General features: G+C 71.8%; 13 protein-coding genes and 1 other RNA gene. 3 read left to right on the forward strand and 11 right to left on the reverse strand.

The genetic code is table 11. The features are described from left to right. Positions 1 to 24: 24 nt before the first annotated feature. From IE251_RS19525 to IE251_RS19535, 3 genes are all read right to left on the reverse strand, one after another. The gene (locus tag IE251_RS19525; protein ID WP_189754258.1) at positions 25 to 618 is read right to left on the reverse strand and encodes a CGNR zinc finger domain-containing protein; all 594 of its coding nucleotides are present in this window, start codon (positions 616 to 618) and stop codon (positions 25 to 27) included. Positions 619 to 839: 221 nt separating this feature from the next. Next, positions 840 to 1,991 carry a uroporphyrinogen-III synthase gene (locus IE251_RS19530; protein WP_189754259.1) on the reverse strand — a complete coding sequence of 384 codons (1,152 nt, stop codon included), beginning with the start codon at positions 1,989 to 1,991 and terminating at the stop codon, positions 840 to 842. A gap of 87 nt (positions 1,992 to 2,078) precedes the next feature. Further along, the gene (locus IE251_RS19535; protein ID WP_189754260.1) at positions 2,079 to 3,449 is read right to left on the reverse strand and encodes a nitrate/nitrite transporter; all 1,371 of its coding nucleotides are present in this window, start codon (positions 3,447 to 3,449) and stop codon (positions 2,079 to 2,081) included. A gap of 218 nt (positions 3,450 to 3,667) precedes the next feature. Here IE251_RS19535 and IE251_RS19540 point away from each other — a divergent pair, with 218 nt between their 5' ends. Further along, entirely contained in the window at positions 3,668 to 4,003 is a 336-nt protein-coding gene (locus tag IE251_RS19540; protein ID WP_189754261.1) for a hypothetical protein, read from the forward strand. Here IE251_RS19540 and IE251_RS19545 read toward each other — a convergent pair. Then, positions 3,918 to 4,973 carry a LysR family transcriptional regulator gene (locus IE251_RS19545; RefSeq protein WP_189754262.1) on the reverse strand — a complete coding sequence of 352 codons (1,056 nt, stop codon included), beginning with the start codon at positions 4,971 to 4,973 and terminating at the stop codon, positions 3,918 to 3,920. The two genes, IE251_RS19540 and IE251_RS19545, sit on opposite strands and share 86 nt — an antisense overlap. A gap of 83 nt (positions 4,974 to 5,056) precedes the next feature. On the opposite strand from IE251_RS19545, the gene IE251_RS19550 reads away from it, so the two are divergent. Then, positions 5,057 to 6,307 (forward strand): MFS transporter, encoded by a 1,251-nt coding sequence (locus IE251_RS19550; protein WP_189754263.1) that lies wholly within the window; start codon positions 5,057 to 5,059, stop codon positions 6,305 to 6,307. Positions 6,308 to 6,347: 40 nt separating this feature from the next. Here IE251_RS19550 and ssrA read toward each other — a convergent pair. The 5 genes from ssrA to ftsE all read right to left on the reverse strand — a co-directional run bounded on the left by ssrA (position 6,348) and on the right by ftsE (position 10,363). Next, positions 6,348 to 6,717: a transfer-messenger RNA gene (gene ssrA / locus IE251_RS19555) on the reverse strand. Between the two features lie 134 nt (positions 6,718 to 6,851). Beyond that, positions 6,852 to 7,394: an SsrA-binding protein SmpB gene (smpB, locus tag IE251_RS19560; protein ID WP_030782854.1), complete on the reverse strand. Its 543-nt coding sequence runs from the start codon at positions 7,392 to 7,394 to the stop codon at positions 6,852 to 6,854. 81 nt (positions 7,395 to 7,475) lie between these two features. Beyond that, positions 7,476 to 8,651: a S41 family peptidase gene (locus IE251_RS19565; RefSeq protein ID WP_189754264.1), complete on the reverse strand. Its 1,176-nt coding sequence runs from the start codon at positions 8,649 to 8,651 to the stop codon at positions 7,476 to 7,478. A gap of 68 nt (positions 8,652 to 8,719) precedes the next feature. Then, complete coding sequence (gene ftsX, locus IE251_RS19570; RefSeq protein ID WP_030782857.1) at positions 8,720 to 9,637, reverse strand: permease-like cell division protein FtsX; 918 nt, start codon at positions 9,635 to 9,637, stop codon at positions 8,720 to 8,722. 36 nt (positions 9,638 to 9,673) lie between these two features. After that, positions 9,674 to 10,363 carry a cell division ATP-binding protein FtsE gene (ftsE, locus tag IE251_RS19575; RefSeq protein WP_030610589.1) on the reverse strand — a complete coding sequence of 230 codons (690 nt, stop codon included), beginning with the start codon at positions 10,361 to 10,363 and terminating at the stop codon, positions 9,674 to 9,676. A gap of 275 nt (positions 10,364 to 10,638) precedes the next feature. Here ftsE and IE251_RS19580 point away from each other — a divergent pair, with 275 nt between their 5' ends. Continuing rightward, complete coding sequence (locus IE251_RS19580) at positions 10,639 to 10,839, forward strand: hypothetical protein (RefSeq protein ID WP_030782860.1); 201 nt, start codon at positions 10,639 to 10,641, stop codon at positions 10,837 to 10,839. 82 nt (positions 10,840 to 10,921) lie between these two features. Here IE251_RS19580 and IE251_RS19585 read toward each other — a convergent pair whose 3' ends face one another. Next, complete coding sequence (locus IE251_RS19585) at positions 10,922 to 11,887, reverse strand: hypothetical protein (RefSeq protein WP_189754265.1); 966 nt, start codon at positions 11,885 to 11,887, stop codon at positions 10,922 to 10,924. 302 nt (positions 11,888 to 12,189) lie between these two features. Beyond that, positions 12,190 to 13,296: a peptide chain release factor 2 gene (gene prfB, locus IE251_RS19590; RefSeq protein WP_030782864.1), complete on the reverse strand. Its 1,107-nt coding sequence runs from the start codon at positions 13,294 to 13,296 to the stop codon at positions 12,190 to 12,192. Positions 13,297 to 13,301 lie beyond the last annotated feature (5 nt).

Genomic DNA, 13,301 nt, shown 5'->3' on the forward strand with positions numbered 1-13,301 from the left:
GGAAACCGGCCCGGTGTCCGTGCGTCAGGCGCGGGCGGGCGCGGTCCGCCGCCGGTGGCGGGCGACCCGTTCCCGGTTGCCGCACACCTCGCTGGAACACCAGCGCCGGCGCCGCCCCCGGGAGGTGTCGAGGTACACGAGGGGACAGTCCTCCCCCGCGCACTGCCGCAGCGAGGCCCGCGCGACGGGGTCGGTGAGCAGCTCCACGACGTCCCGGGCGACGACGGCGAGCAGCCCGGCACATCCGGGCGGCCCCGCCAACTCCCGTACCAGACAACCGTCTTCCCCGGGTACGGCGACGGGCGCGGGCGGCACGGCCCGGGCGGCGGCGTTGACCCGGGCGAGCGCGCCCCCGTACGCGGCCGCCTCACCACGCAGCAGCGCGCGCACCAAGGACCCGATGTCGGCCCGCAGTTCCCGGAAGGCGACCGGCCAGGAGACGTCCGCGTGCCCGAGCGGGGTGCCGTCCGGCACCAGCCCGGCACCGGTGATCCACGCGCGCAACGCGCCCACCCCGTCCAGGCGTTCGCCCGGATGCCGGGTGGCGAGCAGGTCCAGACACACCCGTCCGGCATCGAACCGCAGCGGGTACGCGGGCGTGCCTCCACCGAGTGCCATGTGCCAGTCACCGCCTAGGCAGAAACCGCGCACAGGCGTACGCCCCCGCGCGCGGACGGCATACGGGACCATCGCGTCCCGCCTTCTCCACAGTGCCTGGCGGGGGGTGGGGCCGGAAGCCCTCGCGCGGGGAACGGGGCGCCCGCCACGGTCCGGGGTTCCGCACGCCATGACGGAACCCCGCGCCGGGTCCCGAAGGCGGTGGCGTGCGGCCGGCCGCCCTACGAGTCCGCGTACTTGGTGTCCGCCGCCGGGTCGAGGGCCAGCCGGTAGCCCCGCTTCACCACCGTCTGGATCAGCTTCGGCGCGCCGAGGGCCGTGCGCAGGCGGGCCATGGCCGTTTCCACAGCGTGTTCGTCGCGGCCCGCGCCGGGCAGGGCCTTGAGGAGGTCCGCGCGGGGGACCACCCAGCCGGGGCGGCGGGCCAGGGCGCGCAGCAGGGACATGCCGGCCGGCGGGACCGGCTTGAGCGCGCCGTCGACCAGGACCGCGTGGCCGCGGATCTCCACCCGGTGCCCGGCGACGGGCAGCACCCGGGCGCGGGCCGGGAGTTCCTGGCAGAGCAGCTGCACCAGCGGACCGAGGCGGAAGCGCTCCGGCTGGACCGTGTCCACCCCGTGGGCCTGGAGGGGCAGCGCGGTGACCGGGCCGACGCAGGCGGGCAGGACGTCGTGGGACAGCGCCGACAGCAGCTCGCCCAGCAGGCCGCGCTCCTCCGCGCGGGAGAGCAGGGAGGCGGCGGCGGGGGCGCTGGTGAAGGTGAGGGCGTCCAGGCCGCGGCCGACGGCCGTGTCCAGCAGGCGGTCCAGCGGGCCGGTGTCCTCCGGGGGCATCCAGCGGTACACGGGCACCGGGAGCACCTCCGCGCCGGCGGCCCGCAGCGACTCCACGAAGCCGGGAAGGGGCTCGCCGTGCAGCTGTACGGCGACGCGGCTGCCGTCGACGCCCTCCTCCAGGAGCCGGTCGAGGACCTCGGCCAGGGACTCCGAGGAGGGCGACCACTCCTCGGTGAGGCCCGCCGCCCGGATCGCGCCCTTGACCTTGGGGCCGCGGGCCAGCAGCCGTACCCCGCGCAGCTCGCCCAGCAGCTGTTCGCCGAGGCCCCAGCCGTCCGCGGCCTCGACCCAGCCCCGGAAGCCGATGGCGGTCGTGGCCACGACGACGTCCGGACCCCGGTCGATGATCTGCTGGGTGGCGGCGAGCAGTTCGCTGTCGTCGGCGAGCGGCACGATCCGCAGCGCGGGAGCGTGCAGGACGGTGGCGCCGCGCCGCTGGAGCAGGGCGCCCAGTTCCTCGGCCCGGCGCGCGGCGGTGACGCCCACGGTGAACCCGGCGAGGGGTCCGTGCTCGGGTTGCTGCTCTTCGTCGTACATAGGGCTCTCCTAGCTGACCGGCGCGCCGGACGAGCCTGTCAACACTGCGTGACAGGCTCGGTACGGCCCGATGTCGCCGGTGTTACGTCACACCTCGGCATAGCTGAGCCGGCTCTTCTCCTCGGATGCGGACACCGTGGCCGGAACCCGCCCGATCGGACGGCGAAGGTATACGGCCCAGGTGACCACGAAGCAGACAGCGTAGAAGCCGAGGAACGCGACGAAGGCGCCGGTCCCGGAGCCGTAGGAAAGGAAGGACTGGCGGAAGGCCAGGTTGATGCCGACCCCGCCGAGCGCGCCGACCGCGCCGATCAGTCCCATGGCCGCGCCGGACAGCCGCCGGCCGTGGGCGACGGCCGCCTCGCCCTCGAGCCCCCGGGCCAGGGCCTTGGCCTGGAAGATGCCGGGGATCATCTTGTACGTCGATCCGTTGCCGAGGCCGCTGAGCACGAACAGCACGACGAAGACGGACACGAACAGCGGCAGCGACTTCTGCATGCCGGCAACGATCAGTACGGCGGTGGCGGCGGCCATGCCGACGTAGTTCCACAGGGTGATGCGGGCGCCGCCGTAGCGGTCGGCGAGCCAGCCGCCGACGGGGCGGATCAGGGAGCCGAGCAGCGGGCCGATGAAGGTGAGGTAGGCCGCCTGGAGCGGGGTCCGGCCGAACTGGTTCGTCAGCACCTGGCCGAAGGCGAAGCTGTAGCCGATGAAGGAGCCGAAGGTGCCGACGTAGAGGAAGGCCATGATCCAGGTGTGGCCGTCCCGGGCCGCGTCCTTGGCCGCGCCGGTGTCGTTCTTCACCGAGGCCAGGTTGTCCATGAACAGCGCGGCGAGCACGGCGGCCACGACGATCAGCGGGATGTAGATGCCGAGCAGCACGCGCGGGCCGCCGCTCGCACCGATGATGGCGAGCGCGACGAGCTGGATGACGGGGACGCCGATGTTGCCGCCGCCCGCGTTGAGCCCGAGCGCCCACCCCTTCTTCCGCAGGGGGAAGAAGGCGTTGATGTTGGTCATGGAGGAGGCGAAGTTGCCGCCGCCGATACCGGCCAGCAGGCCCACCAGGAGGAAGGTGGAGAAGGACGTGCCCGGCTTCATCACCGTGAACGCGGCGATGGTCGGGACGAGCAGCAGACTCGCCGAGACGACCGTCCAGTTCCGGCCGCCGAAGACGGCCACGGCGAAGGTGTACGGCACCCGGACGACCGCGCCGACCAGCGTCACCATCGAGGTCAGCAGGAACTTGTCGGCGGGGGTCAGCCCGTACTCGGGGCCCATGAACAGCACCAGCACGGACCACAGGGTCCACACCGAGAACCCGATGTGCTCCGACAGCACGGAGAACCACAGGTTCCGGCGGGCGATCCGCTCCCCGGTCGCGTTCCAGAACGCCTCGTCCTCCGGATCCCAGCGATCGATCCAGCGGCCACGACGGGTTGGGGCTGGGGCTGTCATCACGCCTCCACGATGCTCCGGCTGCTCGGTCTGCCGACCACTGACTCGGTTGACTCGGTCCGAAGGTAGAAAGGGCGCGTTTCCGCACTGTGGCAGCGGGTGACCGGAAGGGAACGTTGCTCTCACTCGGGCGGGGGGTGCCCGGTGAGGGGGCCTGACCCTCTGGATCTGCTCAAGTGGTTTGGAGGGGGCGGTCCGGCCGATTCACCATGAACCGCATGAAGGGACTCGTGGGATTCGGCAAGAAGCAGGACTGTGTGCTCGTCATCCGGGACTCGGACGTCGTGCTGGAGGCGTTGCGGGAGGCGCTGGACGGGGCCCCGGAGCGGGAGCGGGCCGGGCTGGAGCGGGCCCTCGCCGTGGTCGGGGGTGTCGCCGGGGCGGACGAGGGGCCGTTGCGGGCCGCGTGGGTGCGCGAGCGGCTCGCCGGGGTCGGGTTCGCCGGGGACATCGACTCCGTCGCCGCGATCAAGGCGCTGCGCCAGGCCGAGCCGGACCTGAGCCTGCTCGCCGCCGTCCAGTTGCAGCGGGACGCGGTCGCCCATCCGGCGTGATGCCAGACGTCTTCATGGTTTCCTCGTCCTCCGCCGGGAGCCACGCGTCGGGCGGGCGGCGCAGCCAGCCCTCCGACCGGGCGGTCCGCCGCGCCGCGTCTCTCAGGGCCGTCAGGCCGGGGTGGACCAGGCCCTTGCGCCAGACCAGGGAGACGGGGGACAGCGGGACGGGGGCCACGAGGGGCCGGCGGACCGCGCCGGGCATGGGCGGGAAGTCCACCACCGCCAGGACCGGGTTGCCGGTCTTCGCCATGACGCGGGCGAACTCCTCGTCGCCGACGGCCATCGGCAGCGGCGGCGCGAGCCGGATGCCCCGGCCCTCGAACAGGCGCAGGGCCAGGTCGGTCCACTCCCGGGTGTGCGGGTTGCCCGCGCCGGCGTACACCGTCTCCCCGGCCAGCGCGGACACCGGGACCTCGGGCAGGGATGCCAGCGGATGGTCCTCGGGCAGGACGACGGCCATCGGCTCGTACCGCACCGGCTGCTGCGCGAGGCCGGAGCGGAGCGCCGGGTCGAGTCCGGCGAAGCGGCCGAAGGAGACGTCCAGGCGGCCGGCCAGCAGATCGGCGGCGGCTTTGGTGAGCCCGCTCTCGTAGCGGGCCATCAGCTCGCAGTCGGGGGCGAGTTCGCGGGCCCGGTACAGCACCCGGCGGCCGGTGGCCAGGCCCGGCGAGTTCAGGTCGACCAGCAGGGGGCGGGCCTGGCCGGCCGCGAACGCGGCGAGCAGGTCGTCCTGGGCGGCGAGGACCCGGCGCGCGTGCGGCAGCAGGCGCTCGCCGTCGGGGGTGAGGGTGACCTGCCGGGTGGTGCGGACGAACAGCTCCGCGCCCAACTCCCGCTCCAGGCGCCGTACATCACGGCTGAGCGCCTGCTGGGCGACGTAGAGGCGGGCCGCGGCCCGGGTGAAGTGCAGGTCCTCCGCCACGGCGACGAAGGCGCGCAGCAGGCGCGGGTCCAGGGATGCGGGCACGGAGCGAATTTACAACGCGGGTGCGTCAATCGGCGTCGTACAGGTGTTGGACCCGGTGATCCGCCCCGGGTGACCGTGGGGGCATGCCTCAACCGACCTCCCAGGACCGCCGGATACGCAAGAGTACGACCCGACTGGCCGGGTACCGGCGGCTGTTCGCGCTCCCCGGCGCCCGTGCCTTCACCGCCGGCAATCTCCTCGCCCGCCTTCCCATGGGTATGTTCAGCGTGAGCGCGGTCGTGATGATCGCCGGTTCCCGGGGCTCGTACGCCCTCGCCGGCGCCGTCACCGCGACCGGGCTCGCGGCGACCGCGGTGGCCGGGCCCTTCGTCGCCCGGCTGGTGGACCGGCACGGGCAGGCCCGGATCGCCCTGCCGGCCACGGTCGTCTCCGTGCTCGGCAGCCTCGCGCTGCTGCTGTGCGTCCGCTCGGGCGCCCCCGACTGGACCCTCTTCGCGGCCTACGCCGCCACCGCGACCACCCCGAACACCGGCGGCCTCTCCCGCGCCCGCTGGGCCCATCTGCTGCGGGACGATCCCGGCGCGCTGCACACGGCGAACGCGTTCGAGCAGGCCGCGGACGAGCTGTGCTTCATGCTCGGGCCGGTCCTCGCCTCCTTCCTGACCGGGACGTTCTTCCCGGAGGCGGGCACGCTCACAGGGGCGGTACTGCTGCTCGCCGGGATGCTGCTGTTCACCGCCCAGCGGGCGACCGAGCCGCCGGCGACGGCCCGGTCCCGGGCGCCGTCGCCGCTGCGCAGCCCGGGCATCCCGGCGCTGCTGGTCTGTTTCACCGCGACCGGAGCCGTGTTCGGTTCCATGGAGGTCGTCACGATCGCCTACGCCGACGCGCACGGACACCGCGCGGCGGCGGGGGCGGTGCTCGCGCTCCAGGCGGCGGGCTCGTGCGCGGCGGGGCTGGCCTACGGGGCGTACGGGACGTCCGGACCGGCCGGGCCCCGGCTCGTCCGGTGCCTGGCGGCGATGGCCGCCTTGATGACGCTGCCCTGGGCGGCGGCCGGCACCGGCTCGCTCGTGGTGCTCGCCGGGGCGCTGCTGGTCGCGGGCATGGCGACCGCGCCGACCATGGTCACGGCGATGGCGCTGGTGCAGCGGCGCACCCCTGCCGACCGGCTGAACGAGGGCATGAGCCTGATGGTGACCGGGCTGCTCGCCGGGATCGCCTGCGGCTCGGCGACGGGCGGCTGGGCGGCCGAGCACCTCTCCCCCGTCAGCGCCTTCGCCGTACCGGCCGCGGCGGCCGTCCTGGCCCTGCTCGTCGGCGGGGCGGGCGGACGGGAGGAGGCATGGCGAAGGCCCCGCCACCAGGGGTGACGGGGCCTTGGCCCACATGGGGTCGGCCCCCTTGGGGGCCTCGTGGAGATGGCGGGAATCGAACCCGCGTCCAACGGTGCGGAATCAGGGCTTCTCCGTGTGCAGTCCGCTGCGATTTTCTCGGCCCCGGAGATCACGCGGACAAGTCTCCGACGGGCTCAGTCACTGTTTGATTTCCCTCTACACCCCGTGACCGGGTCTAGAGGTTTAGTTCCCTAGCTGATGCCAGGATCCGGGTCGGGAACAGCCCCGGGCTGACACTTCGCGAGTCGCTACTTAGGCAGCGAGGGCGAAGGAATCGCGCTTGGTGTTGGCGATTATTTTTTGCGACATATGGTTTACGAGATCATTGCCGCTTCCTCGACACGCTTCCCCTGCTTCGACAGCCGCTGTCGAAACCGATCATCCCCATGTTGATTTCTCAAGGTGCGCACCCACTGTGAGGTGCAGGTGCCATCGTACGGGAACAACGCGGGCCGATGCCAGCCTATTCCCGTCGGCCTGCCGGTTCTCGTCGGTCTGCCGGTTCCCGTGGGCCGGCCGGCTAGGCGCCGCGCTGCCGGCGCTTCGCCGCCGCGATCGCCCGGGCCGCCTCACGCCGGTCCTGCTGCTCGCGCAGCGTCTGCCGCTTGTCGTACTCCTTCTTGCCCCGCGCGAGAGCGATCTCCGCCTTCGCCCGGCCGTCCTTGAAGTAGATGGCGAGGGGCACGATGGTGTGTCCCGTCTCCTGGGACTTCGACTCCAGCTTGTCGATCTCCGCGCGGTGCAGGAGCAGCTTGCGCTTGCGGCGCGCGGAGTGGTTGGTCCAGCTGCCCTGGTGATACTCGGGGATGTGGGCGTTGTGCAGCCACGCCTCGCCCCGGTCGATCTGGACGAAGCCGTCGGTCAGCGAGGTCCGTCCCTCGCGCAGCGACTTGACCTCCGTGCCCATGAGCACGAGCCCGGCCTCGAAGGTGTCGATGATCGCGTAGTCGTGCCGGGCCTTCTTGTTCTGGGCGACGATCTTGCGCTTGCCGCCCTTCTCGCCGTCCCTGGCCTTGGCGGCCCCGCCGCCCTGCTTGGGCTGGGACTCCTTCGGTACGTACATTCCCTTGCTCATAGTGCCGCCCATTTTCGCACCACACAGGGGTGGTGAGTACAGCCGATTTCGAGGGGGTGCGCGGCGCGGCTACGACGGGTCGCCCAGCCCGGTGAGCACCGTACGGGCCCGTGACAGGGCCTGCTCCGGGCCCGCCTCCAGGTCGGGGGTGATGCCCCGGCCGTCGACGGTGTGCCCGGACGGGGTGCGGTAGTGGCCGACGGTCAGCTCGGCCACCGAGCCGTCGGGCAGCTTCACCGGCATCTGGACGGAGCCCTTGCCGAAGGTGCGCGACCCGATCACCACCGCGCGCCCCCGGTCCTGGAGGGCGCCGGTGAGCAGCTCGGCCGCGCTCATGGTGCCGCCGTCCACGAGGACGACCAGGGGCCGGGCGGTGTCGCCGCCCGGGTCGGCGTGCAGGGCGCGCTGGGCGCCGTCGACGTCGTAGGTGGCGACCAGGCCGCCGTCCAGGAAGGCGGAGGCGGTGGCCACGGCCTCGGTGACCAGGCCGCCGGAGTTGCCGCGCAGGTCGAGGATGGTGCGGCCGTCGGCGGGGGCGGTGCGCAGGGCCGCGCGGACCGCGTCGGCGGAGCCCTTGGTGAACGCGGAGACCTTCACGGCGGTGACCGCGCCGGGCAGCCGGCGCACGGTCACGGGGTCGGTGGACAGCCTGGCCCGGCGCAGGGTCCTCGTCCACGCGCGCGTGCCCCGCTCCAGGCCGAGCGTGACCGTCGTACCGGCCGCGGCGCCCGCCGTGCCGTCGCCGCGCAGCAGGGCGATCACCTCGGTGACCGGCCGGCCGTCGGTGCGGTGGCCGTCGACGCTGCGCAGCCGGTCGCCGGCCCGGATCCCGGCGCCGGCGGCGGGCGAGCCGGGCCGCACGCGGGTGACCTCGATCCGGCCGTCCGGCTCCTGCCGCGCCCACAGGCCGACGCCGGTGTAGCGGCCGTCGAGCGCGTCCTGGAACTCCTCGTACTCGCCCTCGGAGTAGACCGCGGCCCAGCGGTCGCCGCTGCGACTGACGGCCCGTTCGGCGGCCTCCGTCGGGGACTTGCCGGCGGCCATCGCCTCGGCGGCGGCCTCCCGCACGGCCTCGGGCCGGCCGGCCGGGTCCGCCGGTGCGGCGACGGCCCTGCGCTGGGGGGCGCCGGGCCCCGGGAAGGCGCCGGTGGCGGCGCCGGCCCCCAGCACCCCGGCGAAGACCAGTGTCAGGGCGGCGCCGCGGCGGACGCGGCGGGGACTACAGAGGGGATCGCGGCCTGACATGGCGGTGAGTCTAGGACAACGCGAAGGGCCGCACGGGCGGTTGCCCGTGCGGCCCTTCTTGGTGTGCGTCACACCTTCAAGTACTTGCGCAGCGCGAAGAACGCCGCAAGGGACGGCATCAGCACGCTGGTCGCCAGGATCAGCGGCAGCTTGGTCAACACCGCGTCCCAGCCCACGAAGTTGATGAGGGTCAGCTTGTGGGAGAGGTCCATGCCGTGGTCGATGGTGAAGTACCGGCCGAGCACCAGGGCCACGCAGGCCAGGCCGCCGCCGATGAGTCCGGCGACCGCGGCCTCGGCGATGAACGGCGCCTGGATGTAGAAGCCCGAGGCGCCGACCAGGCGCATGATGCCGGTCTCGCGCCGGCGGCTGAACGCCGAGACGCGCACGGTGTTGACGATCAGCAGCAGGGCGACGATCAGCATCATCGCCATCACGCCGAGCGCGCCCCGGTTCATCAGGTTCAGCAGCTGGAAGAGGTTGTCCAGGATGCCCTTCTGGTCCTGCACCGACTGCACGCCGTCCCGCCCGTTGAACGCGCTCGCGATCACCTGGTACTTCTGCGGGTCCTTGAGCTTGATCCGGTACGACTCCTGCATCTGGTCCGGCGTCAGCGAGCCGGCCAGCGGGGAGTTGCCGAACTGCTCCTTGTAGTGCTTGTACGCCTCGTCCTGGGACTCGTAGGTCACCTTCTCGACGACCGGCATCTGCTTGAGGTCCGCGAGGATCTGCTTCCTCTGGTCCTCGGTGACCGCGCCCTTGGCGCAGTTCACGTCGTTCTCCGCGTCGTGCTTGTTGCACAGGAAGATCGAGACGTTGACCTTGTCGTACCAGTAGCCCTTCATGGTGCTGACCTGGTCGCTCATCAGCAGCGAACCGCCGAACAGGGCCAGGGACAGGGCGACGGAGACGATGACGGCGAAGGTCATCGTCAGGTTGCGGCGGAGACCGACACCGATCTCCGACAGGACGAACTGGGCGCGCATGGCTACTTCTTCAGGCCTTTCGGGAACTGGGTGCGGTCAGTGCTGGTAGCCGTAGACGCCGCGGGCCTGGTCGCGGACGAGGCGGCCCTTCTCCAGCTCGATGACGCGCTTGCGCATCTGGTCCACGATGTTCTGGTCGTGCGTCGCCATGATGACGGTGGTGCCCGTCCGGTTGATCCGGTCGAGCAGCTTCATGATGCCGACGGAGGTCTGCGGGTCGAGGTTGCCGGTGGGCTCGTCGGCGATGAGCAGCTTGGGCCGGTTGACGAACGCGCGCGCGATGGCGACGCGCTGCTGTTCACCGCCGGACAGCTCGCCGGGCCTGCGGTCCTCCTTGCCGCCGAGCCCGACGAGGTCGAGCACCTGCGGCACGGACTTGCGGATCTCGCCGCGGGACTTGCCGATCACCTCCTGGGCGAAGGCCACGTTCTCCGCGACCGTCTTGTTCGGCAGCAGCCGGAAGTCCTGGAAGACGGTGCCCAGCTGGCGGCGCATCTGCGGCACCTTCCAGTTGGACAGGCGCGCGAGGTCCTTGCCGAGCACGTGCACCTGGCCGTGGCTGCACCGCTCCTCGCGGAGGATGAGCCGCAGGAAGGTGGACTTTCCGGAGCCGGAGGACCCCACGAGGAAGACGAACTCGCCCTTCTCCACCTCCAGGGAGACATCCCTGAGTGCGGGGCGGGTCTGCTTGGGGTAGACCTTGGAGACGTTGTCGAATCGGATCACGGATGCACCACGGGTCGCCGGGGGTAGATGAGCGTGACCATACGCGAACCGGGTGTGCAAGCGCAGGCGCAGGTTGAGGTTGGGCAAGACTTGTACGTTTTTGTACCTCCCGGTGTCCGTACCCCCCTCCTCCCCCCGCGTGCGGGCCCCGCGCACGCTCCGCGGGAACCTGGCACAGTGGAAGAAGGAAGGCGAAGGACGACGGGAGCGCCGGGGAACGTTCCCGCTTCCGTGAGCGTTGTACATGTGATGGCCGGTGCAAGGAGGGCGAGCGCATGACGTACGACCGGTTGGTGTGCGCGAACTGCGCGGCGCCCGTGAGCGAGGGCCGGTGCCCGGTGTGCCGTGCCAACCGCGAGCGACTGCAGCAGGAGGGCTTCTTCGGGGGCCTGAACGGGCTGAACCCGATGGCGCTGATCGCGCTGCTGGCGGTGCTGATCGCCGCGGTGGCGCTGCTGGCGCACCAGACGGCGTGAGAACGCCGTAAGGGCCCGGAGCGCGAGGCTCCAGGCCCTTACGTGTGCGTGGTGCGTGCGGTGCGTGAGCGCAGGGCTACGCTCAGGCCGCGACGCCGCCCCGGCCGTTGACCAGGCGCGGCAGCACGCGGAAGCCGATACCGCCGGCGATCATGGTCGCGGCGCCGACGAGCAGGAACGCGGTCTGACCGGCACCGGTCTCGGCGAGCTGCTTGTCACCGCCCTGGGCCACGGTGTCGGAGCCGGTGTCCGTCAGCGCCGAGGAGCCGGCGTCCTGCGGGACGGTGTTGTTGCCGCCGCCGTTGGGCGTGGTGTTGTTGCCGCCGGTGCCGCCGTCGGTGGAACCCGTGGAGCCGGTGGAACCCGTGGAGCCGGTGCCGCTGTCGCCGCCGGAGTTCCCGTTGCCGCCGTCGGTGCCGCTGTTGCCGGCGTTGCCGTTGCCGCCCGAGTTGCCGTTCCCGTTGCCGCCGGAGTTCCCGTTGCCGCCGGAGTTGCCATTGCCGTTGGTGCCCGAGTTGCCGTTGCCACCGGAGTTGCCGTTGCCGCCGTCGGTGGGGCCACCGGTGGTCGGGCCGCCGCCCGTGGTGGTGGGGCCGCCGGTGGTCGTGGTCGGACCGCCGGTGGTCGTGGTCGGACCGCCGGTCGTCGTGGTCGGGTCACCGGTGGTCGGGCCGCCGGTGGTCGTGGTCGGACCGCCGGTGGTCGTGGTGGGGTCACCGGTGGTCGTGGTCGGGCCGCCGGTCGTCGTGGTGGGGTCACCGGTGGTCGTGGTCGGACCGCCGGTCGTCGTGGTCGGACCGCCGGTCGTCGTGGTGGGATCACCGGTGGTCGGACCGCCGTCGGTGCAGATGCCGATCGGGCAGTCGCCCCCGCCCCCGTCGGTGTTCCCGCCGTCGGCGCCCACACCGCTCACGCCGAGGCTGATCGGACCCGCCTGGACATCGAGGTCCAGGGCGGAAGCCGCGCCCGCCGCGGTCAGCGAGGCACCCGCCGCGATCACGGCGCCGGCGGCTATCCGCGCGACCCGGATCCGCGTCTTCTTCGTCATATGGTTGCTACCCCCAGTAGCTGTTCGTCAATGAGGCGGCGCATGGGGCGGGCGTGCCGTGATCGACGGAGGCAGCTGGTGACGAAGAGTGCGTCAACTCGATCCCCCGGTTCACATGCGCCCCGCGAGTACGCATGCCGCCGCCCCACCCTTCCGATTTTTCAAAGCAACGTCAAGGGCGTTGCGGGCGCATTGTCCGAAGGGGTGGCGTTTACGGGGAATTGAAGCCTGTGAGTGTGATGTAAAACCCGGACAAAAGAACAACTGCCGCCCATCGGACGGCAGTTGTCATGTCGACAAAGTTACTTCTCCTGCTGCTTGCGCCAGCGAATACCGGCCTCCAGGAACCCGTCGATCTCGCCGTTGAACACGGCCTCCGGGTTGCCCACCTCGTGCTCGGTGCGCAGGTCCTTGACCATCTGGTAGGGGTGCAGCACGTACGAACGCATCTGGTTGCCCCAGGAGTTGCCGCCGTCGCCCTTGAGGGCGTCCATCTTGGCCTGCTCCTCCTGGCGGCGCCGCTCCAGCAGCTTGGCCTGGAGGACGTTCATCGCGGTGGCCTTGTTCTGGATCTGCGACCGCTCGTTCTGGCAGGAGACCACGATGCCGGTGGGCAGGTGGGTGATGCGGACGGCGGAGTCGGTCGTGTTGACGCCCTGGCCGCCGGGGCCGGAGGAGCGGTAGACGTCGATCCGCAGGTCCGACTCGTCGATCTCGACGTGGTCGGACTGCTCGACGACCGGCAGCACCTCGACGCCCGCGAAGGACGTCTGGCGGCGGCCCTGGTTGTCGAACGGCGAGATGCGCACCAGGCGGTGCGTGCCCTGCTCGACGGAGAGGGTGCCGTAGGCGTACGGCGCCTGCACGGCGAAGGTGGTCGACTTGATGCCGGCCTCTTCGGCGTACGACGTCTCGATCAGCTCCGTCTTGTAGCCGCGCTGCTCGGCCCAGCGCAGGTACATGCGCTGGAGCTTCTCGGCGAAGTCGGCCGCGTCGACGCCGCCGGCCTCGGCGCGGATGTTGACGAGCGCCTCGCGGGAGTCGTACTCACCGGACAGGAGGGTACGGACCTCCATCTCGTCCAGCGCCTTCTTCACCGAGGCCAGCTCGGACTCGGCCTCGGCGCGGGTGTCCGGGTCGTCCTCCTCCTCGGCCATCTCGAAGAGGACCGCGAGGTCGTCGATCCGGCCGCGCAGCGCCTCCGCCTTCCTGACCTCGGCCTGGAGGTGGGAGAGCTTGCTGGTGATCTTCTGCGCCTCGTCCGGGTTGTCCCACAGGGACGGGGCCGCCGCCTGCTCCTCAAGCACGGCGATATCTGCCCTCAGCTTGTCGAGGTCCAGGACGGCCTCGATCGACTCCATGGTCGAGGAGAGGGACTTCAGCTCTTCGGATACATCGACGACTGCCACGCCTT

The sequence above is a fragment of the Streptomyces eurythermus genome (genome assembly GCF_014649115.1).
Classification (GTDB): domain Bacteria; phylum Actinomycetota; class Actinomycetes; order Streptomycetales; family Streptomycetaceae; genus Streptomyces; species Streptomyces eurythermus.